Here is a 21,152-nt window from a genome sequence, read left to right as displayed (position 1 = left end):
ACCATTCATTCACGTCTATTCTTATTGCGATCGCTTAAAAAACAAGTGATTGACGGTTAATTGAGGCGTAGAAATGGACTGGTATCTCAAGGTATTAAAAAACTATATAGGATTTGGCGGCCGTGCGCGGCGCAAAGAGTACTGGATGTTTATTCTGGTCAACCTCATCCTGACCGGCGTATTGAGCATCATCGATAAAATGCTGGGCTGGCAGCGGGCGGGCGGCGAAGGCATTCTGACGACCATCTATGGCATACTGGTCTTTTTACCGTGGTGGGCGGTGCAGTTTCGGCGTCTGCACGACACCGACCGCTCGGCATGGTGGCTGCTGCTGCTGTTGATCCCGGTCATCGGCTGGCTGGTGATTCTGATCTTTAACTGCCAGCGCGGAACGGAAGGCAACAACCGATTCGGGCCCGATCCAAAACCCTTTTCATACTAAATCTTCCTGCTCCTCCCGCTAGCGGGAGGAGCGTCCTCGACTATCTGCCGGCAAAAAGCTTAGGGATCTCGCGCAGGCACCAGGACTTCGCTTCGCCCATGCTGTCCCGTCGCCAGGCCATGATAATGTCAATTTCATTGGTATATTCCGGACTGACCACCCGCAAGCGTCCTTCGGCAATATCCTTCTCCACCAGCGGATAGGGCATGGTCGCCACGCCTAACCCGGCCAGCAGCGCCTGGCGCTTATCTTCAATGGTGCTCACCGTTAAGCGCGGCTGTTTATCCAGCAGCTGAACGGTGAGAACGGGCCGCTCGCGCGCGGTATCCGCCACCGCGACGCCACGGTATTTCACACGGGTGACCTCAGAGAGCGGTTCAGGCTCCTGATGGATCGGGTGGTCCGGCGCCGCGACGTACACGCTGAGCACCGAATAGAGTTTGCGCGAGTTAATCTCCGAGGAGGAACGAAAATGCATATCCGGCGCGACAACGATATCCGCCCGCCCCTGCTCCAGCCGCTCCCAGGCGCCGGCCAGCACCTCGGTGATAATCGACAGCTGAGTGTTGGACTTGGTCGCCAGTTTCTCAATCAGCGGAAACAGATCCGGCGTGGGCACCAGCGCTTCAGTGACGATCGTCAGGTGAGTTTCCCAGCCGCGTGACAGGGCTTCGGCGTCGGTGGTGAGCTTGTCCGCCGCCTCGAGCAGCACGCGCCCGCGCTCCAGCAGCATCCGTCCGACGTTGGTGAACTTTGTGCGATGACCTGAGCGGTCAAACAGCACCACGTCCAGCTCCTCCTCCAGTTTTTGCATGGTGTAGCTCAGGGCGGAAGGCACGCGTCCCAGCTCATCAGCCGCGGCAGCGAAGCTCCCGCGACGGTCGATCGCATCCATCACGCGTAACGCTTCCAGCGTTAATGCTCTCTCTTTGGCCATCGCTTTCTCATTCAGGAAATTTGAACATACCGGGCAGAATATCTGGCTAACAATACAGCGTCCATACCTTTACCATTGATTTAGTGTAAAGAGAGGTCAAGAACATGATTACTACCCGAACAGCCAAACAATGCGGACAAGCAGACTTCGGCTGGCTGCAGGCCCGCTACACCTTCTCCTTTGGCCACTACTTCGACCCGAAATTACTGGGCTTCGCGTCCTTACGCGTTCTCAATCAGGAAGTGCTGGCGCCAGGCGCTTCCTTCCAGGCCAGAACGTACCCAAAAGTCGATATCCTGAACCTGATTCTGGAAGGCGAAGCGGAGTATCGCGACAGCGACGGCAACCACGTGCAGGCAAAAGCCGGTGAAGCACTGCTTATCGCCACCCAGCCTGGCGTGAGCTATAGCGAGCATAATCTGAGCAAAGAGCAGTCGTTAACGCGGATGCAGCTGTGGCTTGATGCCTGCCCGCAGCGGGAAAACCCGTTGCAGCAGAAAATCGAGGTCGCCAACGCGCCGCTACAGCTGCTGGCCTCACCGGATGGGGGGAATAATAGCCTCCAGCTTCGCCAGCAAGCCTGGGTCTATCATATCGCGCTGGAAAAAGGTGAGCAGATCAACGTGCAATTGCATGGGCCACGCGCCTACCTGCAGTCGATCCACGGCACGGTCCATGCCGTCGCGCAGGAACAACCAAAACAGGCTCTCACCTGTGGTGATGGAGCATTTATTCGTGACGAAGCTAACATTACCCTCGTCGCCGATACGCCGCTGCGCGCTTTGCTGATAGATTTACCGGTGTAACAACGGAAGTGATGGAGTCTGTCAGTGAGTAAGAAGAAAAACAGAAAAAAGGCGTCTCCGACGCCGCTAGCCCCGACGCCGCCGGAAACCGTCGGCGTCGTCAGCTTTGGTTATGATGAGATGCTTAGCGAACTGGAAGCCATTGTTGCCGAGGCGGAGATTCGCCTGCGGGATGAAGAAAGTCTCGCCTGAACCTGCAGTATGGATTATTCGGCTATCCTTGATGACTTCCCACTTATATCGGCCCCGAAAGGGGCCGATGGCATTATTCACTCAGCGCGTCGGCAAGATCTTTTTTCACCTGGGTACGCTGCTCGGGTGTCAGTACCTGATTCACATCAAAATAGTACTTCACGCGATAATAACGTACCTGTTGATCAATTTTACTGAAAGCCGCCAGCTGATCCTTCACCGCTTTCTCATTCCATTTACCGGAATCAATCACGTTAATCAGCGCGCCATCTTTAATGTCTTGCTGTGAAATCTGCTGCACATTATTTTCCAGCTGCTGATGCAGGCTTTTAATTTTCGCCACCTGATCGCTGGTGAGTTTTAAGTGCTGGACAATAGGATCCTGCGCTGGCGCTGGCGCCGCCTGCACGTCCGCGGCCTGTGCCGTCAGAGAGAAACCGCTGGTCAGAAGGGTGGCGAACGCAATACGGGTTATTAATTTCATTGTCTTATCCTGATGTGAAATTGCCAGAAATAGCGGTTTATTATTTTACAGCCGGGAATGAATAATTGTAAAAAATAATACCTAAAGATTATTTTCATTCGTGATAAGAATAAAAACACCAAACACATTTATTACATGAATGAGGTCACTATGTTAATTCGTACACTCCATACAACAACATTAACTCATTACTTTCAATTAAAGAAGCAGATCAAATAGTTGACAGCGGTGACTTTTTCTTTAATTTAATCAGCGCACATCACGTTATCCAGTGAATCAGGGATATCATTAAAAAAATAAATAAGGAGATAGGTATGTTATTACGCTTTCGTGTATTACCGTTGGTATTTTTCATATTGTTGTTAAGCGGCTGCGGCCTGGCCTCTAAAGCCTTTTATTCCGCAGGCGATAAATTATTTCAGCCGGGAGATGACGCCGTCGCTTCGATGCAAACGTATTCCGTCGCGCAGTTTCTGCAGCCGTTTACTCTCAATCCGGCGAAGGCCAGCAGCGATTATCTGGGTAAATGGGTTAAGGTGCGCGGCGTGATTGTCGACATTCGCAGAATGAGCGGCATCGCCGGCAGCTACTATTTTACCGTGACCATGCGCGATGAGCAGAATAAAACGGATAAACGTCTGACCTTTAATTTTGGATCGCATAACAGCGCAGACGTCGAGTCTTTAAGCAACGGCAGCATCGCCACGATTATCGGCCAGGTTCATCAGGTGCAAGATTCTACGGTACCGACGCTGCAGAATCCTAAGGTGGTTAAATAACGCTAGCTGACCGCTACGCCGCGCGTTTTTGGTATAGCGTCGTGGACAGTCATTCATTCGCGTCACGGATTCAGATAGCAAAAACCCCGCCGGAGCGGGGTTTTGACATAAAGAGGTGAAACTGACCGGTAAGCCGCGTGCTTTTGGTATAGCGTCGTGGACAGTCATTCATCCTGCGTCCGGTATTCAGATAGCAAAAACCCCGCCGAAGCGGGGTTTTCTAAGGAGTGAAACTGACCGATAAGCCGGGTTCTGTCGTGGACAGTCATTCATCTAGGCCAGCAATCGCTCACTGGCTCAAGCAGCCTACCCGGGTTCAGTACGGGCCGTACCTTATGAACCCCTATTTGGCCTTGCTCCGGGTGGAGTTTACCGTGCCACGGACTGTTACCAGCCGCGCGGTGCGCTCTTACCGCACCCTTTCACCCTTACCTGATCCCGCTTGCGCGGGCCATCGGCGGTTTGCTCTCTGTTGCACTGGTCGTGGGCTGTGACACCCCCCAGGCGTTACCTGGCACCTTGCCCTATGGAGCCCGGACTTTCCTCCCCTCCGCCCGTCTCCCCCCGAAGGAGGACGACGACGAAGCGGCGACTGTCTGGTCAGCTTCGGCGCGCAGTATAGTGGGTTTACCGCCCGTTGTCATCCCTCTGTCGTCATCCCGACCAGCAAGGTGGCGGCGATATTGCGCGATGCATGATAAATATTGTCCAACGCGCGCGAAACGCCGTTTCCTGCGTCGCAACTGAGGTTAACACGCGGAATACGGCATCAATACCGCGTCCATGCTCGCCCCCCGTGGCAGTCTGGCACTGTTGCACCAGGCCGCGCAGGGGCTCTTCTTGTTAGCGAGTCACTTCCACTTTCGCCAGCTTTTCGTAGTAGCATGCCAGCGCGCTATGGTCAGCGGTGCCCAGACCGTCCGCACGCAGCGCCTGCATCATCTCCATTACCGCCGCCGTCAGCGGCAGCTGAGCGCCCACGCCATGGGAGGTATCCAGCGCATTGGCCAGATCTTTAATATGCAGATCGATCCGGAAGCCCGGCTTGAAGTTACGATCCATCACCATCGGCGCTTTGGCATCCAGCACGGTACTCCCCGCCAGACCGCCGCGGATCGCCTGATAAACCAGATCCGGATTGACGCCGGCTTTGGTGGCCAGGGTCAGCGCTTCGGACATGGCAGCGATGTTCAGGGCGACGATCACCTGATTGGCCAGTTTGGTCACATTGCCCGCGCCAATGTCGCCGGTATGCACCACGGAGCCGGCCATCGCTTTCATCAGATCGTAATATTTGTCGAAGATCGCCTTGTCGCCGCCGACCATCACCGACAGGGTGCCGTCGATCGCTTTTGGTTCGCCGCCGCTTACCGGCGCGTCCAGCATATCAATACCTTTGGCCTTCAGCGCTTCGCTAATTTCCCGGCTGGCCAGCGGCGCAATAGAGCTCATGTCGATCACCACGGTGCCCGGTTTCGCGCCTTCAATAATGCCGTTTTCCCCCAGCGCCACCTCTTTGACATGCGGCGAGTTCGGCAGCATGGTGATGATCACGTCGCACTGCTCGGCAATCGCCTTCGGCGTGGCCGCGGTCTCTGCGCCCGCGGCGATCACGTCGGCAATCGCTTCCGGATTACGGTCAGACACCACCAGCGAGTAACCCGCCTTCAGCAAATTTTTGCTCATCGGCTTGCCCATAATGCCAAGACCGATAAAACCCACTTTGATTGTCATATTGTTCTCTCTCTTCATCCTGGTGATTATTTTTTAAAGGCATCAGCAAGTTTCTGGGTTGCGGAACGGAAGACCCCCAGATCGCTGCCGACAGCGACAAAAGTGGCGCCCCACTCCAGGTAGCGCCGCGCATCGGCCTCCACCGGCGCCAGAATGCCGCTTGGCTTACCGTGCTTCTTCGCGCTGGCGAAGATATGCTGGATGGCGCGCTGCACCTCAGGATGGGCGGCATTGCCCAGATGACCTAACGCGGCGGCCAGGTCGCTCGGGCCGACGAACAGGCCGTCGACACCTTCGGTCGCGGCAATCGCCTCGACGTTGTCCACCCCGGTCTGGCTCTCAATCTGTACCAGAATGGAAATGTTTTTATTGGACTGGGCGAAGTAGTCCGGCACGGTGCCGAACATATTGCCGCGATGGGAAACGGAGACTCCGCGGATCCCTTCCGGCGGGTAGCGAGTAGAAGCCACCGCCTGCGCCGCCTGTTCCGCTGTCTCGACAAATGGCACCAGGAAGTTATAGAAGCCGATATCCAGCATGCGCTTAATGATGATGGGCTCGTTGGTCGGCACGCGCACCACCTGAGCGCTGGAGCTGCCTTTCAGCGCCATAAGCTGTGGGATAAGCGTGGTGACGTCGTTCGGCGCATGTTCCGCGTCCAGTACCAGCCAGTCGAAACCCGCCAGACCCAACACCTCGGTGCTGATCGGATTGGCCAGCGCGCACCAGCAGCCAATCTGCACCTGATGAGCCGCCAGCGCGGCCTTAAATTTGTTCGGGAAAATTGCGTTATCCATGATTTTTACCTTGCGTTAATCGTTGCTAACTTCTGCAATTCATTCGTTATATCACCAGCCCGGCGAGAGAGCCCCATTAGGCTGGAAAAGCGTATCGCCTGACCCCAAATATTATCCGCAGAATAAACCAGCGAATGGGTGTCCTTTTTTATTTCCTGCCCTTGAGTCCGGAAAATGTAAGCCCATCGCAAATTAACCATCTTTTAATATTCGTTAGGTGACTGCTAAATTATTAACCCGCGATTAAAAGGCAAACCATGCGCATATCGGACGTCACAAAAACACGACTCAGTATAGTCAGCTCCCACTCGCCAGACACTATGCATAAACACAATATAAACACATTTTTTAAAGCCTTAGTTGGGCAATCGCCTTAAGCTATGGGCGCTAATCCACACTTCTTACGATTCCCCACCCTCCGCGCGCGTCCATGGCGACAAGGAGTGATTCAGATCACATCTTCACGCCGACACACCTGACATGCTTTATTTCATTATTCTGCTTAACAGCGCCAGAATTACCATTTAATGATATTTTTAGCACCTGTTTGGAGATAACTGGACAATGGCTGATATTTCAATTCGACAACAATCGCCTACCGCGTTTTATATAAAAGTTGACCCGACAGATAATGTGGCGATTATTGTCAACGATCGGGGATTAACCGCCGGAACGCGTTTCCCGGACGGCCTGACGCTCATCGAGCACATTCCACAGGGTCATAAAGTCGCCCTGGTGGATATCCCAGCCCACGGTGAAATTATCCGTTACGGAGAAGTCATTGGCTTGGCAATGCGCGACATCCCCAAAGGAAGCTGGATTGACGAGTCGTTAGTGGCGTTGCCCACCGCACCGCCGTTGAACACCCTGCCGCTGGCCACCAAAGTGCCGGCCCCGCTGCCGCCGCTGGAAGGCTATACCTTCGAAGGCTACCGCAATGCCGACGGCAGCGTGGGCACCAAAAATCTGCTGGGTATCACCACCAGCGTGCACTGCGTTGCGGGCGTGGTCGATTACGTGGTGAAACTCATTGAACGCGACCTGCTGCCGAAATATCCCAACGTCGACGGCGTGGTGGGTCTGAATCACCTCTATGGCTGCGGCGTAGCGATTAATGCGCCAGCGGCGGTGGTGCCGATACGCACCATCCACAATATCGCCCTTAACCCGAACTTCGGCGGCGAAGTGATGGTCATTGGCCTTGGCTGTGAAAAGCTGCAGCCCGAGCGGCTGCTGCAGGGGACGGAAGATGTCAAAAGTATCCCGGTGGACAGCGCCAGTATCGTCAGCCTGCAGGATGAAAAGCACGTGGGCTTTAAATCGATGGTCGATGACATTCTGCAGGTCGCCGAGCGCCATCTGGCGAAACTCAACCAGCGTCAGCGGGAAACCTGCCCGGCTTCTGAACTGGTGGTGGGTATGCAGTGCGGCGGCAGCGACGCTTTCTCCGGCGTGACCGCCAACCCGGCGGTGGGTTACGCTTCCGATCTGCTGGTGCGCTGCGGCGCGACGGTGATGTTCTCAGAGGTGACCGAAGTCCGCGACGCTATCCATCTGCTGACGCCGCGGGCGATCAACGAAGAGGTGGGTAAACGCCTGCTGGAAGAGATGGCCTGGTACGATAACTATCTCGATATGGGCAAAACCGACCGCAGCGCCAACCCCTCACCCGGTAACAAGAAAGGCGGCCTGGCCAACGTGGTGGAAAAAGCGCTGGGGTCGATTGCCAAATCAGGAAAAAGCGCCATCGTTGAGGTGCTTTCCCCCGGGCAGCGCCCGACCAAACGTGGCCTGATTTACGCCGCCACCCCCGCCAGCGATTTTGTCTGCGGCACCCTGCAGGTGGCCTCTGGCATCACGGTGCAGGTGTTCACCACCGGCCGCGGCACGCCTTACGGACTGATGGCGGTACCGGTGATAAAAATGGCGACTCGCACCGAGCTGGCTAACCGCTGGTATGACTTAATGGACATTAACGCGGGCACCATCGCCACCGGCGAAGAGACGATTGAGGAGGTGGGGCTGAAGCTGTTCGAATTTATTCTCGACGTCGCCAGCGGACGCAAGAAAACCTTCTCCGATCAATGGGGTCTGCATAACCAGCTGGCGGTGTTTAACCCGGCGCCGGTGACCTGATCGCGACACTGGCAGCCCACTCCCCTTCAGCCCGGATTTATCCGGGCTTGTTGATTAAGCGTGCTGTGCGGCAAGAAAAGCGCTGATCTGCGCCTGCGTCGAGGTACCTTCCATCGGTCCACGCTGGCTAATCGCCAGCGAGCCGCTGGCATTTGCCCATCTCAGCGCCTCCTGCGGCGTGGCGCCATTGAGGAACAGGCTGACAAAGGTGGCGCCAAAGCAGTCCCCGGCGCCTGTCGGATCCACCACTGGCACGTTGAAGCCGGCGACATGGTGTGTCTCGTTGGCGCTAAAGTAGCTGGCGCCACGCGGCCCGCGTTTAATCACCACATGCTTCACGCCGCGTTTCAGTAGCTTATCAACCAGGACCTGCTCATTGCGCTCCGGATTGAGGCCAAAGTAATCCAGCTCGCCGTCGCTCGGCAGGAAGATATCGGTGTAGTCGAGGATATATTCAAAAGCCTGCGACATCTCCGGGATGTTAAGCATCTCTTTGCGAATATTGGGGTCGAACGACACCGTCCCGTTGCGGCCTTTTATATTTTCAATCGCTTTACGCATCGCATCGATAATACGGAACGAGAACAACGACGATCCCATAATGTGAAAATGCTGACACCGGTTGAGCAGCGCCTCATCAATGTGGTCGGCGGTCAGTAAACCGCAGGCGCTATTGGGCATGTTAAAAATAAAATCGCGCTGCGCCTGACTACGATAGCTGACGAAGGCGCTACCGGTGGTCGCTTTCTGCAGCATGGCGATACCGTTGACGTTAACGCCGTCTTTCTCCAGCCGCGCAATGTTCATCTCACCAAAGGCGTCGCTGCCCACGCAGCTAAACAGCACGGAACCAAAACCCAGCTTAGCTACCTGATCGGCAAAGATTGCCGGCGCCCCGCTCGGATAGGGCCCCCAAAATTCACCGGGGCGGGAAAAACCCTGATTCTCTTCCTTGGCGAGAAACTCCACCAGCAGCTCGCCGATGGTGCAAATGGTTACGTTCATCACCGCTCCTGGTTTGTCTTATGCAAAGCCGTGTTGAGCCATGTCAGGCATTCATTGTTGGTATAGCTGTTGGTCAAACCCGCAGCGAGGAAGCAGGCATGGTACTCTGCCGCGACCACCTGCGGGGTCACGACGCTGCTGATCTGTTGCAATTCACCCACAGCATAACGTTTCTCGCCATAGACTGGTCGGGACGCGACAATCGCAATGACTCGTTTACTCTGGGCGACAGCCTCGTTTAGTAAATGTGCTGTGACCTCGTTACGCACGCTCAGCGTGCCGTCTTCGGCAATATGATCCACCGCTATCAGGGCACGTGAAGGGCGGTAATGGCCTAACGCCTTCAGCGCCAGATCGCCCTCCACAATCCGCCCCTGGCCTGACAGCACCCCGCCAAGCAGAACGGTTTCCCCATTTAAAAACTCCTGCGCCAGCGCGACATGGCCCAGATCGTTTAACAGCAGGCAAAGCTCTTCTCTGTTGGCCAGAAAGGGGATCACTTTGCGCAAAATAGAACCCTGACCTAAAAACAGCGTTTCGCCATCTTCTATCTGCGCCGCCACCTGGCGAGCCATTTCCGTCTCCAGCGCTTTATCCCTGACGGCCGGTGCTTCCCGGGTCACCGCAACCGGCGCGCCAGCCTGGGCAGTGTAAATCGCCCCGCCGAAGGAGCGTTTCAAGTAGCCCTGCTGCTCGAGGTAGTTGAGATCGTTACGGATTGTCACCCCGGAAACAGCCAGCATTTCGGCCAGATCGTCGACTTTGATCTCGCCGTTCTTACGAACGATCTCTGCGATGTCCAAGCGCCTTTTCAGCAGGCTGGTTGACGGTTTTGCCACGGTTTATGCCTTATTATTTTCTCCTGGAATAACTTTCATTTTTAAATTTCCCTGGTGCAATGTCAAACAGCGGCTGTATACCCACTCCGCCATAAATAAAATAATCAATAATAATCATATAGTTAAAAAAACACACCTTCCCGGCGAAAACTTTAAAAAAGAAACATTAAAAATATTATTAACTTTCATTTTAAAAATCAATTCATCATTGTGTGCGGTTGATCACACCTAAAAGCCGAGACGATCGGTACATTACTTTCAAATTGAAGGTTATTAGACACAAATAACTTACAACTTGAAAATAGAGGACTAAAATGTACATCATTTCCAGTAAAAACATGCTGTTGAAAGCTCAACGACAGGGTTATGCCGTGCCGGCTTTCAATATCCATAACCTCGAAACTATGCAGGTCGTCGTTGAAACGGCAGCTGAGCTACACTCCCCCCTGATCCTTGCCGGCACGCCCGGTACCTATAGCTATGCCGGCACCGGCAACGTGGTGGCGATCGCCCGCGATCTGGCGAAAAAGTGGGATCTCCCGCTCGCTCTGCACCTCGATCATCATGAGGATCTGGCTGATATCACACGCAAAGTCCAGGCAGGGATCCGCTCGGTCATGATCGATGGCTCTCACTCGCCGTTCGAAGAGAACGTGGCGCTGGTAAAAAGCGTAGTGGAGTTGAGCCACCGCTATGATGCCAGCGTAGAAGCCGAGCTGGGCCGTCTGGGCGGGGTAGAAGACGATCTGGTGGTCGATGCAAAAGATGCGCTCTATACCAACCCCGAACAGGCCCGCGAATTTGTCGCTCGTACCGGTATTGATTCGCTGGCCGTTGCCATCGGTACCGCGCATGGCCTTTACACCGCCGAACCGAAGCTTGATTTTGAGCGCCTGGCGGCTATTCGCGACCGCGTTGACGTTCCGCTGGTCCTGCATGGCGCTTCCGGCCTGCCGGATAGTGATATTCGCCGCGCCATTTCTCTGGGCGTCTGCAAAGTCAACGTCGCCACCGAACTAAAAATTGCTTTCTCGGATGCACTGAAAGCCTACTTCCTGGAAAATCCGGGCGCCAACGATCCTCGCCACTATATGAAACCGGCGAAAGCGGCAATGAAAGAGGTCGTTCGCAAAGTGATTCACGTTTGTGGCTGCGAAGGACAACTGTAATCAGCGAATCGAAGGAGCCTTGTCGTGATCCACACCCTGACACTGAATACCGCGATTGATATGAATATCTTTTGCGATCCGCTCCAGCCGGCGGCAGTCAACCGCACCCGGCAGACGGAATATTGCCCGAATGGTAAAGGGGTTAACGTCTCGCTGGTATTACATCATTACCAGCAGCCAACCCATGTTATGGGCATATTCGGCGGTTTTACCGGCCGCTATATCGTTGAGGAACTACGCAAACAGCATATTAACGTCACGCCGGCATGGGTCGCTGAACCCACCCGTATTAATATCTTTATTAACGACGGCAGCGATGAATACAAACTGGTAAATCCCGGCGCGCGGATTGACGATGAAGGAAAAGAACAAATTCTTCATCATTTACAGTGCGTCGCGCCTGGTGATTATTTAGTTATCAGCGGCAGTCTGCCACCGGGAATAGAGAGCCGGTTTTATAGCGAGATTCTAGTGCTGTGTCAGCAAAAAGGGTGTGAAGTCATCTTAGATATCAGCCACCCGGTGCTGCGCCAGCTGTTAGAGTGGCGTCCGCTATTGATTAAGCCCAATGACGACGAGCTGAAAGAGATCTTTGGTCTGGATGTCAGCAACCCACGGCGGGTACGCGAAGCAATGCAAACGCTCCACCAGCTCGGGGCCCGTAACGTGCTGCTGACCCTTGGCGCGCAAGGACTCTACTTTTCGAATGGCGAGCAGCTGTGGTTCTGCTCGGCCCCGAAAATCGAGCTGGTCAGCTCGGCCTGCGCTGGCGATGCCGCGCTGGGCGCGTTCCTCAGCCAATGGCTTAACACAGACGATATTCCCCAGGCGCTGGCGCTGGCCAGCGCCACCGGCGCCGATGTTGCCGCCTCCGCCGGGCTTGGCAAATTAAACCGTACGCAAGAATTATTACAACAACTTCAGATCGTCCAATTATAAAGGTCCGATTATGAAAAAAATTATTGCCGTTACCGGCTGCCCTACAGGTATTGCTCATACATTTATGGCTGAAGAGGCCTTAAAAACCGCAGCGAAAAAATTAAACGTTGAAATAAAAGTCGAAACCAATGGCGCTTCCGGCGTAGAAAATGCCATTACGCCGGAAGACCTGAAGGATATTTATGGCGTAATTATCGCTGCCGATAAAGATGTTAATGCCGAACGTTTTAATGGCTTACCCGTTATCGAGGTGCCGGTTAAAGAAGCCATTCACCATCCGGCGGAATTAATTAATAAAGTCGTTAACGGTCAGGCGCAGCGTCGCCAGGGACTCTCCGCGACGACGGATCCCGCCGAGAAATATGAGCGAGAATCCTTCGGCCGACAGATTTACAAACATCTGATGAGCGGCGTTTCCAACATGCTGCCGTTCGTTGTCGCCGGCGGGATCTTAATCGCCGTTTCTTTCCTGTGGGGCATCTACTCCGCCGATCCGAATTCACCGCAGTATAACGTGATTGCCGCCACCCTGATGAAAGTCGGTCAGCAGGCGTTCTCGATCATGGTGCCGGTGTTTACCGCCTACATTGCCTGGTCGATATCTGGCCGCCCGGGTATGGTTGCCGGTTTTGTCGGCGGCCTGCTGGCGAACGCCACCGGCGCCGGGTTCCTCGGTGGGATCATCGCCGGTTTTGCAGCTGGGTATTTTATGCTGCTGATCCGTCATCTGCTCGACGGTCTGCCGCGGCAGTACGAAGGGCTGAAGTCGATCTTCATTATGCCGCTGATCGGCGTCCTGGTGATTGGCGTGATGATGGTCCTGCTCGGCCAGCCGGTGGCAGCGATCAACAATGGCATGATGAACTGGCTCAGTTCTCTGCAGGAAGCCAACCCCATCCTGCTGGGGATCGTGGTCGGCGCAATGTGTTCCTTCGATTTCGGCGGGCCGGTCAACAAAGCGGCCTATGTCACCGGTACGCTGCTGCTGGGGCAAGGTAACTATTTCTTTATGGCCGGTGTGTCTGCCGCCTGCATTACGCCGCCGCTGGTCATCGCCCTGGCGACCACGTTCTTTCCGAAAGGCTTTAGCGAGGAAGAACGCGCCGCCGGGATGGTCAACTATATCCTCGGCTGCACGCACATTACCGAAGGTGCAATTCCCTTCGCCGCCAAGGATCCACTGCGGGTGATCCCGATGATGATGATCGCCTCCTCAATTTCTGCGGTACTCAGCTACAGCTTGCATATTCAGGTTCCGGCACCGCACGGCGGCTTCTTAATCCTGCCGCTGGTCAGCAAACCGTTGATGTGGGTGCTGTGCATTCTCGCCGGTTCCGCCTGCGGCGCACTTATGCTGGGATGCTGGCGGCTGTGGCAAAAACGCACTGACAAAGCGACAGCTCTTGCTGGCGCCATGAAATAAGGAGCACGCTATGCAACTGACTTCTGCCGATATTTGTTTCGATCGTCAGGTCAAAACGAAAGACGAGGCGCTACAGCGTGTCGTTGCAGCCCTGACTCAGGCCGGACATACGCAAGCAGCCTATCTGCAAGGCATGCGCGAGCGCGAGGAGCAAATCAGCACCTATCTGGGCAACGGCATCGCCATTCCCCACGGTACGCCGCACAGTCGCGACGCAGTGCTCAAAACGGGCGTTAAGGTGCTGGCTTGTCCGCAGGGGATTGACTGGGGTGAGGAGCAAACCGCCTATCTGATTGTCGGTATTGCGGCTCAGGACAATGAGCATCTCGATATTTTGCGCCAGCTCACCCATGCCCTGGGCGACGATCGGGTGCCTGAGGCGCTGACGCGCGCCGATACCCCTCAGGCGGTGCTGGAAATTCTCGCTGGCGATATCCCTCTGCCGGCAGGCGAAGAACCGCAACCCGCGCCGCATTTTGACGAAGAGGCCACCTTTACCCTGCGCAATCCGCACGGTCTTCATGCCCGCCCCAGCGCGGTGCTGGTGAAAGCCGTCAAGCAGTGGCGATCGCAAATCCAGGTCGAAAACCTGGATACGCGCTCCGCGATTGTTGATGCCAAAAATCTGATGCGCGTCGTATCGCTGGGTGCCAAACAGGGTCATCGTCTGCACTTTATGGCCAGCGGCAACGATGCGCAGCAGGCGTTAAAAGCCATTGGCGACGCTTTTAACGCCGGTCTCGGCGAAATTGCCGCCCAGCCGCAGCAGGTCTCTCAGGAAACCGTCAAAACGAAACGCAGCTGGCTCTCCCGACTATTTAGTTAATTTTCAATCAATTAAAAACGCCCTGCCTTCCTGGTCAGGGCGTTTTTGTCTCGAAAGACGACACCTTTCACTGCGTTACATCACTATTTATCGATACAGATCACAATTCAAAACAAAGCCATTTGCGACCAAAACAAAACATAACGAATATATTCGAAAGAAAACGGAGGTTGTAAATGAAAGAAATTATCTCTCGCCACAAGTCCGGCGAACATATCGGCATCTGTTCAGTGTGTTCAGCGCATCCGCTGGTTATCGAAGCGGCGTTACGTTTCGATCTGCCGACCAACAACAAGGTGCTGATCGAAGCGACGTCCAACCAGGTAAATCAGTTTGGTGGCTACACCGGCATGCAGCCGGCCGATTTCCGCGACTTCGTCTACAACATCGCGCGTACCGTCGGTTTCCCGGCTGAGCGCATTATTCTTGGCGGCGATCATCTCGGGCCGAACTGCTGGCAAGATGAACCAGCAGCCGTGGCGATGGAAAAATCAATCGACCTGATCAAGGCCTACGTCGCCGCCGGCTTTAGCAAAATCCATCTTGATGCGTCAATGTCCTGTGCTGACGATCCGGTGCCGTTGGATCCTGGTGTGGTTGCTGAGCGCGCCGCCCGCCTGTGTCAGGCTGCCGAAGAGACCGCCAGCGCTGAGCAAAAGCGCCACCTGACCTACGTCATCGGAACCGAAGTTCCGGTTCCCGGCGGTGAGGCCAGCACCATCGGCAGCGTACATGTCACCCGGGCGCAGGATGCCGCCGCGACGCTCGAAACCCATGAAGCCGCCTTCCGCAAGCTGGGCCTCGACGCCGCGCTGGAACGCGTGATCGCCATCGTCGTGCAGCCAGGCGTGGAGTTTGACCATACGCAAATCATTCATTACCAGCCGCAGGAAGCGAAAGCGCTTTCCGCCTGGATCGAAAGCACCCCGATGGTCTACGAAGCGCACTCCACCGACTACCAAACCCGCCAGGCTTATCGTGCGCTGGTCCGCGACCACTTCGCCATTCTGAAAGTCGGCCCGGCGCTCACCTTTGCCCTGCGTGAAGCCATCTTTGCCCTCGCCCAAATGGAAAATGAGCTGATCGCCCCGGAGTCTCGCAGCCGCGTGATGGAGGTGATCGACGAAGTGATGCTTAACGAGCCGGGCTACTGGAAAAAATACTATCGCCCCACCTGGAGCCAGGCGATGGTCGATATCCACTTCAGCCTTTCCGACCGTATCCGTTATTACTGGCCGCATCCGCGTATTCGCCAGAGCGTTGAGAAACTTATCGCTAATCTGACCGACGCTAAGCTGCCGCTGGGGCTTATCAGCCAGTATATGCCGGTGCAGTTTGAACGACTGTCGCTGAATGAACTGAACGCCGAGCCGCACGCGCTGATCCTCGACAAAATCCAGGATGTCCTGCGTGCCTATCGCTACGGCTGTTCTTCTGAAACCGCCTGAAGTTAAGAGGATATATGAGTCAACTGTTTGTTCGTACCGGCATTCATTTCAGTTCCAGCCAACAGGCACTGGAACACATTGGCGCAGAGATGCTGGCGCGAGGCGTCGTACATGACAGCTATCCCGCCGCCCTGCTCGAACGCGAAGCGACTTTTCCCACCGGCATCGCCCTGGAACAACACGCTGTCGCTATCCCGCACTGCGAAGCGGTTCACGCGAAATCGCCGGCCATTTACCTGATACGTCCGGACATGCCGGTCCCTTTTCAGCGCGCTGACGACGACGGCGAAATCGATGTTTCGCTCATCATCGCGCTGATTGTTGAAAACCCGGCGGCACAGCTGAAGCTGCTGCGCCGGTTATTTAGTGAGCTACAAAATCCGCACACGCTGGAGGCACTGCTCGCCGCTTCCGACGATCAGCTACCGGTGCGGTTCCAGCAATTTATCCTTGAGCCCGAGCTTAACGCCGTGGCTTCATAAGATACTGATAATAAAAGGGGTACCCTATGAAACGTAAAGTTATCGTCGCCTGTGGCGGTGCCGTCGCCACCTCCACGATGGCGGCTGAAGAGATTAAAGAGCTATGTGCAGACCACAATATTGAACTGGATTTGGTGCAGTGCCGGGTCAATGAAATCGAAACCTACATGGACGGGGCGGATCTTATCTGCACCACCGCACGCGTGGAGCGAACCTTCGGCGACATTCCGGTGGTGCACGGCATGCCGTTCGTTTCGGGCGTCGGCATTGAAGCCTTACAACAGAAAATCCTCGGCATCCTCGCGGAGTAAACGCCATGTTTAGCGAAATCATGCGTTATATCCTCGATCTTGGTCCGACGGTGATGCTGCCGATCGTGATCATTATCTTCTCCAAATTACTGGGGATGAAGCTCGGGGATTGTTTTAAATCTGGTCTGCATATCGGGATCGGTTTCGTCGGTATCGGGCTGGTCATTGGCCTGATGCTCGACTCCATCGGCCCGGCGGCAAAGGCGATGGCGGAGCATTTCCAGATTAATCTTCATGTGATCGATATCGGTTGGCCGGGTTCATCACCGATGACCTGGGCGTCGCAAATCGCCCTGGTGGCAATCCCGGTGGCCATCGTGGTCAATATCGTGATGCTGGTTACCCGTATGACCCGCGTGGTGAACGTCGATATCTGGAACATCTGGCATATGACCTTTACCGGCGCGATGCTGCACATCGCTACCGGGTCGTACTGGATAGGTATTCTCGGCGTGGTGGTGCATGCCGCCTTTGTGTATAAGCTGGGCGACTGGTTTGCCAAAGATACCCGCGATTTCTTCGGCCTTGAGGGTATTGCGATACCCCACGGTAGTTCGGCGTATTTAGGGCCGGTTGCTGTCCTCGTGGATACCATCATCGACAAGATCCCCGGCCTTAACCGCATTCACTTTAGCGCCGATGACATTCAGAAACGCTTCGGTCCCTTCGGTGAACCGGTTACCGTTGGCTTCGTCATGGGGCTGGTGATTGGCGCGCTGGCGGGTTACGACCTGAAGGGCATTCTTCAGCTGGCGGTGAAAACCGCAGCGGTGATGCTGCTGATGCCACGGGTGATCAAGCCGATTATGGATGGCCTTACGCCGATAGCCAAACAGGCGCGTAAGCGTCTGCAGGCCAAATTTGGCGGCCAGGAGTTCCTGATTGGTCTCGACCCGGCGCTGCTGCTCGGCCATACCTCGGTGGTCTCGGCCAGCCTGATCTTCATCCCGCTGACCATTCTTATCGCCGTCGTGGTTCCTGGCAACCAGGTTCTGCCGTTTGGCGACCTGGCCACCATCGGCTTCTTCGTGGCAATGGCAGTGGCGGTACATCAGGGTAACCTGTTCCGCACGTTGATTTCCGGGGTCATCATTATGGGTATCACCCTGTGGATCGCCACCCAGACGATTGGCCTGCACACCCAGCTGGCGGCAAACGCCGGGGCCCTGAAAGCCGGCGGCATGGTGGCCTCAATGGACCAGGGTGGTTCGCCGATTACCTGGCTGCTGATCCAGCTCTTTACCTGGCAAAATGTGGTTGGCTTCGCGGTCATCGGTATCATTTATCTGGCCGGCGTTTTACTAACCTGGCGTCGCGCTCGCGGCTTCATCGCGGCGGAAAAAGCAGAAAAAAGCGCTGCCCCGCAACAAAGTACAGGCATGTCTTGATCTAAAAGGGGAGCGTTCGCTCCCCTCAATCTTATAGCTGGAGAATGTTATGAAATCAGTGGTAATCCATGCTGAGGGGAACGTCTGCGTTGAAGAACGCCCTATCCCTAAGCTGCAAACGGAAAACGATGTCCTGGTCAAAGTAGTCAGTTCCGGATTATGCGGCTCTGATATCCCGCGCATTTTCGCCAAAGGCGCGCATTACTACCCTATTACGCTGGGACACGAATTCAGCGGCTATGTGGAATCCTACGGCGCGGCGGTAACCGACCTGCAGCCCGGCGATGCCGTCGCCTGCGTGCCGCTGCTGCCCTGCTTCCAGTGCCCGCAGTGCCAGCGCGAGTATTTCTCTTTATGTAAACAGTATCAGTTCGTCGGCTCACGCAGCGAAGGCGGCAACGCCGAATATGTGGTGGTAAAGCGCGCCAACCTGTTCCGCCTGCCGGACCAGATGCCAATTGATGACGGCGCGTTTATCGAACCGATAACCGTCGGCCTGCACGCTTTCCATCTGGCGCAGGGCTGCGAAGGTAAAAACGTGATTATTATCGGTGCCGGCACCATTGGCCTGCTGGCGCTGCAGTGCGCCCGCGAACTGGGCGCCAACAGCGTCACGGCGATCGATATCAATCCGCAGAAACTGGAACTGGCCAAAACCCTTGGCGCAACCCGTGTGTTCAACAGCCGCGAGATGAGCGGCCAGGCGATTCAGCAGGCGCTGGAAGCCATTCAGTTCGACCAGTTAGTCCTCGAGACCGCCGGTACGCCGCAGACCGTCGCATTAGCGATTGAAGCCGCCGGGCCGCGGGCGCAGCTGGCGCTGGTCGGCACGCTCCATCACGATTTAACCCTCCCGGCCGCCACCTTCGGGCAGATCCTGCGCAAGGAGTTGAATATTGTCGGTAGCTGGATGAACTACTCTGGCCCGTGGCCAGGAGAAGAGTGGCAAACGGCCACCCGCCTGCTGACAGAAAAACGCCTGCAGCTGGCGCCGCTGATCGCCCACCGCGGTGACGCGGAGAGCTTTGCGCGTGAAGTGCAGGCGCTCAACGGCGCGCCGATGCAGGGCAAAATCCTGCTCAAACTCTCCTGACCGCCCGAGCCAGCCCTCGGCGCTGGCTCATCAAACCTTTCGAAAATTATCGTTCAACTTTCGTTACCCTTCGATTACACTGAGATGAGTTAATTATCAGGCAAATCAAGATGAACTCATTTGAACGAAGGAACAAAATCGTCGATATGGTGAATACGCAGGGTAGCGTATTGGTTCTAGACCTTTCGAATCTCTTTGGCATCTCTGAGGTAACGATTCGCGCCGATCTCCGCTTACTGGAAGAGAAAGGGCTGTTAACCCGTTTTCACGGCGGCGCCGCCCGTGCGGGCAGCGACCTGACCGACGCCGAAAATCAGGAAGTGGTACTGGAAGATCGTTATCAGCTTGCCAGCGATCCCAAAAAGCGCATCGCCCAGGCCGCCGCGGCAATGATCCGTGAAGGTATGACGGTGATCCTCGATAGCGGCAGCACAACCCTGCTGATTGCCGAGGCGCTGGTGCGGATGACCAATATCACCGTGATCACCAACAGCCTGCCCGCCGCGTTTACCCTGGCGGAAAATAAAGACATCACCCTGGTGGTATGCGGCGGTACCGTGCGGCACAAAACGCATTCGATGCACGGCACAATTGCCGAACGTTCGCTGCAGGGAATTTGCGCCGATTTGATGTTTGTCGGCGCCGACGGTATCGACGCCACCAACGGTATCACCACCTTTAACGAAGGTTACTCCATCAGCAGCGTGATGGCCGCCGCCGCGCATCAGGTGATCGCCGTGCTCGACGCCAGCAAATTCAATCGCCGGGGCTTTAACCAGGTACTGCCGATGGAAAAAATAGACTGCGTGATCACCGACGACGGCATTAGCGAAAATGACCGTGCAGCGTTAAGCAGCAAAAAGGTGGAACTGAAGATAGTGTGATTGCGCTTAGCGGTGCGAAAACTCAGCATTGGTATCGCAAGTGAATCTGCACTTTTCTTCCGACATTTCTTCCGACATGTAGGAGGACGCTCAAGCAGCTCTTCACTATCTGAAGGGCTGCTTGCCAGACTTCAATTGGGTCTACAGGATCACTCCCCCTGCTGCTCCAGGGCATACTTATACAACGCATTTTTCTTCACGCCGTGGATTTCCGCGGCCAGCGCGGCGGCTTTCTTCAGCGGCAGTTCCGCCTGCAGCAGCGCCAGGGTACGCAGCGCGGCCGCCGGCAGCGCCTCTTCCTGCGCCTTAAAGCCTTCGACGATCAGCACCATCTCGCCTTTGCGACGGTTTTCGTCTTCCTTGACCCACGCCACCAGCTCGCCAATCGGCGCGCCGTGGATCGATTCCCAGGTTTTGGTCAGCTCGCGGGCCAGCACCACATAGCGAGATTCTCCCAGTACCGCGCAGATATCTTCCAGACTCTCCACCAGCCGGTGGGTCGACTCATAGAAGATAAGGGTGCGCGGCTCTTCTTCCAGCGCTTTAAGGGTATCGCGACGGCCTTTCGATTTCGCCGGCAGGAAGCCTTCATAACAGAAACGGTCGGAAGGCAGGCCAGCGGCGCTCAGGGCGGCGATAGCCGCACAAGGACCCGGCAGCGGCACGACGCGGATATTGGCTTCGCGGCAGGTACGCACCAGATGATAGCCTGGGTCGTTAATCAGCGGCGTGCCCGCATCGGAGACCAGCGCGATGTTTTGCCCTTCTTTCAGTTTAGCGAGAAGTGTTTCCGCCTTTTGCTGCTCGTTATGGTCGTGAAGCGCAAATAAACGGGCGTTAATCGCAAAATGTTGCAGCAGCAAACCGGTGTGGCGGGTATCCTCCGCAGCAATTAAATCAACGGCTTGCAACACTTCCAGTGCGCGCTGCGTGATATCAGACAGATTTCCTATCGGAGTGGGCACAATATAGAGCTGCCCCTGAGAATTATCCGCTGATTCGTGTTGTTTCATTGTCTCGTCCGTATTGCCGATTTAA

22 protein-coding genes, 1 other RNA gene and 1 pseudogene are annotated in these 21,152 nt (G+C 55.5%); 15 read left to right on the top strand and 9 right to left on the bottom strand.

Features of this window, described 5'->3' with window-relative positions:
- The first annotated feature begins 73 nt into the window (after positions 1–73).
- A complete protein-coding gene (locus tag ABLV64_RS12455; protein WP_017900662.1) occupies positions 74–442 on the top strand; it encodes a DUF805 domain-containing protein in 369 nt (122 codons plus the stop codon).
- A 40-nt stretch (positions 443–482) separates the two neighbouring features.
- On the opposite strand, the gene ABLV64_RS12450 is transcribed toward ABLV64_RS12455, so the two are convergent.
- A complete protein-coding gene (locus ABLV64_RS12450; RefSeq protein ID WP_004144865.1) occupies positions 483–1,379 on the bottom strand; it encodes a LysR family transcriptional regulator in 897 nt (298 codons plus the stop codon).
- 104 nt (positions 1,380–1,483) lie between these two features.
- Between ABLV64_RS12450 and ABLV64_RS12445 the strand changes: the two genes are divergently transcribed.
- Positions 1,484–2,185, top strand: a complete 702-nt coding sequence (locus tag ABLV64_RS12445; protein WP_004206132.1) for a pirin family protein — start codon at positions 1,484–1,486, stop codon at positions 2,183–2,185.
- A 24-nt stretch (positions 2,186–2,209) separates the two neighbouring features.
- Positions 2,210–2,377, top strand: coding sequence for a hypothetical protein (locus tag ABLV64_RS12440; protein ID WP_004206134.1), 168 nt, complete (start codon positions 2,210–2,212; stop codon positions 2,375–2,377).
- A 73-nt stretch (positions 2,378–2,450) separates the two neighbouring features.
- On the opposite strand, the gene ABLV64_RS12435 is transcribed toward ABLV64_RS12440, so the two are convergent.
- A complete protein-coding gene (locus tag ABLV64_RS12435; protein ID WP_004206135.1) occupies positions 2,451–2,861 on the bottom strand; it encodes a Spy/CpxP family protein refolding chaperone in 411 nt (136 codons plus the stop codon).
- Positions 2,862–3,175: 314 nt separating this feature from the next.
- Between ABLV64_RS12435 and ABLV64_RS12430 the strand changes: the two genes are divergently transcribed.
- On the top strand, positions 3,176–3,640 hold the full coding sequence (locus tag ABLV64_RS12430; RefSeq protein WP_004206136.1) for an OB-fold putative lipoprotein: 465 nt from the start codon (positions 3,176–3,178) through the stop codon (positions 3,638–3,640).
- 225 nt (positions 3,641–3,865) lie between these two features.
- Here ABLV64_RS12430 and rnpB read toward each other — a convergent pair.
- The 4 genes and pseudogenes from rnpB to garL all read right to left on the bottom strand — a co-directional run bounded on the left by rnpB (position 3,866) and on the right by garL (position 6,171).
- Positions 3,866–4,248, bottom strand: an RNA gene (gene rnpB, locus ABLV64_RS12425) — RNase P RNA component class A.
- Between the two features lie 32 nt (positions 4,249–4,280).
- A pseudogene (locus ABLV64_RS12420) lies at positions 4,281–4,417 on the bottom strand (glycerate 2-kinase); the annotation flags it as partial.
- Between the two features lie 66 nt (positions 4,418–4,483).
- Positions 4,484–5,374, bottom strand: a complete 891-nt coding sequence (garR, locus tag ABLV64_RS12415) for a 2-hydroxy-3-oxopropionate reductase (protein WP_004206137.1) — start codon at positions 5,372–5,374, stop codon at positions 4,484–4,486.
- Positions 5,375–5,400: 26 nt separating this feature from the next.
- Positions 5,401–6,171, bottom strand: coding sequence for a 2-dehydro-3-deoxyglucarate aldolase (gene garL / locus ABLV64_RS12410; RefSeq protein WP_004206138.1), 771 nt, complete (start codon positions 6,169–6,171; stop codon positions 5,401–5,403).
- Between the two features lie 564 nt (positions 6,172–6,735).
- On the opposite strand from garL, the gene garD reads away from it, so the two are divergent.
- A complete protein-coding gene (garD, locus tag ABLV64_RS12405; RefSeq protein WP_069135629.1) occupies positions 6,736–8,307 on the top strand; it encodes a galactarate dehydratase in 1,572 nt (523 codons plus the stop codon).
- 54 nt (positions 8,308–8,361) lie between these two features.
- Here the strand turns inward: garD and ABLV64_RS12400 are convergent, their stop codons facing one another.
- The gene (locus ABLV64_RS12400; protein WP_004206140.1) at positions 8,362–9,312 is read right to left on the bottom strand and encodes a sugar kinase; all 951 of its coding nucleotides are present in this window, start codon (positions 9,310–9,312) and stop codon (positions 8,362–8,364) included.
- Positions 9,312–10,115 (bottom strand): DeoR/GlpR family DNA-binding transcription regulator, encoded by an 804-nt coding sequence (locus tag ABLV64_RS12395; protein WP_072140524.1) that lies wholly within the window; start codon positions 10,113–10,115, stop codon positions 9,312–9,314. Before ABLV64_RS12395 ends, ABLV64_RS12400 begins: the two co-directional genes overlap by 1 nt.
- A gap of 350 nt (positions 10,116–10,465) precedes the next feature.
- On the opposite strand from ABLV64_RS12395, the gene ABLV64_RS12390 reads away from it, so the two are divergent.
- The 10 genes from ABLV64_RS12390 to ABLV64_RS12345 all read left to right on the top strand — a co-directional run bounded on the left by ABLV64_RS12390 (position 10,466) and on the right by ABLV64_RS12345 (position 20,114).
- Positions 10,466–11,320, top strand: a complete 855-nt coding sequence (locus ABLV64_RS12390) for a tagatose bisphosphate family class II aldolase (protein ID WP_004206142.1) — start codon at positions 10,466–10,468, stop codon at positions 11,318–11,320.
- Between the two features lie 24 nt (positions 11,321–11,344).
- Positions 11,345–12,259 (top strand): 1-phosphofructokinase, encoded by a 915-nt coding sequence (gene pfkB / locus ABLV64_RS12385; protein WP_004206143.1) that lies wholly within the window; start codon positions 11,345–11,347, stop codon positions 12,257–12,259.
- 10 nt (positions 12,260–12,269) lie between these two features.
- Entirely contained in the window at positions 12,270–13,682 is a 1,413-nt protein-coding gene (locus tag ABLV64_RS12380; protein WP_004206144.1) for a PTS fructose transporter subunit IIBC, read from the top strand.
- A 10-nt stretch (positions 13,683–13,692) separates the two neighbouring features.
- Positions 13,693–14,508: an HPr family phosphocarrier protein gene (locus ABLV64_RS12375; protein ID WP_032456650.1), complete on the top strand. Its 816-nt coding sequence runs from the start codon at positions 13,693–13,695 to the stop codon at positions 14,506–14,508.
- A gap of 176 nt (positions 14,509–14,684) precedes the next feature.
- Positions 14,685–15,956, top strand: coding sequence for a tagatose-bisphosphate aldolase subunit GatZ (gene gatZ, locus ABLV64_RS12370; protein ID WP_057212872.1), 1,272 nt, complete (start codon positions 14,685–14,687; stop codon positions 15,954–15,956).
- A gap of 14 nt (positions 15,957–15,970) precedes the next feature.
- On the top strand, positions 15,971–16,438 hold the full coding sequence (gene gatA, locus ABLV64_RS12365) for a PTS galactitol transporter subunit IIA (protein ID WP_004206149.1): 468 nt from the start codon (positions 15,971–15,973) through the stop codon (positions 16,436–16,438).
- A 26-nt stretch (positions 16,439–16,464) separates the two neighbouring features.
- Entirely contained in the window at positions 16,465–16,749 is a 285-nt protein-coding gene (gatB, locus tag ABLV64_RS12360; protein WP_002918119.1) for a PTS galactitol transporter subunit IIB, read from the top strand.
- Between the two features lie 5 nt (positions 16,750–16,754).
- Positions 16,755–18,137: a PTS galactitol transporter subunit IIC gene (locus tag ABLV64_RS12355; protein ID WP_004206150.1), complete on the top strand. Its 1,383-nt coding sequence runs from the start codon at positions 16,755–16,757 to the stop codon at positions 18,135–18,137.
- A 49-nt stretch (positions 18,138–18,186) separates the two neighbouring features.
- Positions 18,187–19,230 carry a galactitol-1-phosphate 5-dehydrogenase gene (gene gatD, locus ABLV64_RS12350; protein ID WP_065903873.1) on the top strand — a complete coding sequence of 348 codons (1,044 nt, stop codon included), beginning with the start codon at positions 18,187–18,189 and terminating at the stop codon, positions 19,228–19,230.
- A gap of 110 nt (positions 19,231–19,340) precedes the next feature.
- The gene (locus tag ABLV64_RS12345) at positions 19,341–20,114 is read left to right on the top strand and encodes a DeoR/GlpR family DNA-binding transcription regulator (RefSeq protein ID WP_004206153.1); all 774 of its coding nucleotides are present in this window, start codon (positions 19,341–19,343) and stop codon (positions 20,112–20,114) included.
- A 149-nt stretch (positions 20,115–20,263) separates the two neighbouring features.
- On the opposite strand, the gene rsmI is transcribed toward ABLV64_RS12345, so the two are convergent.
- On the bottom strand, positions 20,264–21,127 hold the full coding sequence (gene rsmI / locus ABLV64_RS12340; RefSeq protein WP_004144878.1) for a 16S rRNA (cytidine(1402)-2'-O)-methyltransferase: 864 nt from the start codon (positions 21,125–21,127) through the stop codon (positions 20,264–20,266).
- Positions 21,128–21,152: the final 25 nt, after the last annotated feature.

This window comes from Klebsiella sp. JB_Kp031 (assembly GCF_040064295.1).
GTDB lineage: Bacteria > Pseudomonadota > Gammaproteobacteria > Enterobacterales > Enterobacteriaceae > Klebsiella > Klebsiella quasipneumoniae.
This window is presented reverse-complemented; position numbering and strand designations above follow the sequence as displayed.

Bases quoted from the DNA above. Each gene is read 5' to 3' on its own strand.
- ABLV64_RS12455 (WP_017900662.1), top strand. From the start codon at position 74: ATGGACTGGTATCTCAAGGTATTAAAAAACTATATAGGATTTGGCGGC.
- ABLV64_RS12450 (WP_004144865.1), bottom strand. From the start codon at position 1,379: ATGGCCAAAGAGAGAGCATTAACGCTGGAAGCGTTACGCGTGATGGAT.
- ABLV64_RS12445 (WP_004206132.1), top strand. From the start codon at position 1,484: ATGATTACTACCCGAACAGCCAAACAATGCGGACAAGCAGACTTCGGC.
- ABLV64_RS12435 (WP_004206135.1), bottom strand. From the start codon at position 2,861: ATGAAATTAATAACCCGTATTGCGTTCGCCACCCTTCTGACCAGCGGT.
- ABLV64_RS12430 (WP_004206136.1), top strand. From the start codon at position 3,176: ATGTTATTACGCTTTCGTGTATTACCGTTGGTATTTTTCATATTGTTG.
- garR (WP_004206137.1), bottom strand. From the start codon at position 5,374: ATGACAATCAAAGTGGGTTTTATCGGTCTTGGCATTATGGGCAAGCCG.
- garL (WP_004206138.1), bottom strand. From the start codon at position 6,171: ATGGATAACGCAATTTTCCCGAACAAATTTAAGGCCGCGCTGGCGGCT.
- garD (WP_069135629.1), top strand. From the start codon at position 6,736: ATGGCTGATATTTCAATTCGACAACAATCGCCTACCGCGTTTTATATA.
- ABLV64_RS12400 (WP_004206140.1), bottom strand. From the start codon at position 9,312: ATGAACGTAACCATTTGCACCATCGGCGAGCTGCTGGTGGAGTTTCTC.
- ABLV64_RS12390 (WP_004206142.1), top strand. From the start codon at position 10,466: ATGTACATCATTTCCAGTAAAAACATGCTGTTGAAAGCTCAACGACAG.
- ABLV64_RS12380 (WP_004206144.1), top strand. From the start codon at position 12,270: ATGAAAAAAATTATTGCCGTTACCGGCTGCCCTACAGGTATTGCTCAT.
- ABLV64_RS12375 (WP_032456650.1), top strand. From the start codon at position 13,693: ATGCAACTGACTTCTGCCGATATTTGTTTCGATCGTCAGGTCAAAACG.
- gatZ (WP_057212872.1), top strand. From the start codon at position 14,685: ATGAAAGAAATTATCTCTCGCCACAAGTCCGGCGAACATATCGGCATC.
- gatA (WP_004206149.1), top strand. From the start codon at position 15,971: ATGAGTCAACTGTTTGTTCGTACCGGCATTCATTTCAGTTCCAGCCAA.
- gatB (WP_002918119.1), top strand. From the start codon at position 16,465: ATGAAACGTAAAGTTATCGTCGCCTGTGGCGGTGCCGTCGCCACCTCC.
- ABLV64_RS12355 (WP_004206150.1), top strand. From the start codon at position 16,755: ATGTTTAGCGAAATCATGCGTTATATCCTCGATCTTGGTCCGACGGTG.
- gatD (WP_065903873.1), top strand. From the start codon at position 18,187: ATGAAATCAGTGGTAATCCATGCTGAGGGGAACGTCTGCGTTGAAGAA.
- ABLV64_RS12345 (WP_004206153.1), top strand. From the start codon at position 19,341: ATGAACTCATTTGAACGAAGGAACAAAATCGTCGATATGGTGAATACG.
- rsmI (WP_004144878.1), bottom strand. From the start codon at position 21,127: ATGAAACAACACGAATCAGCGGATAATTCTCAGGGGCAGCTCTATATT.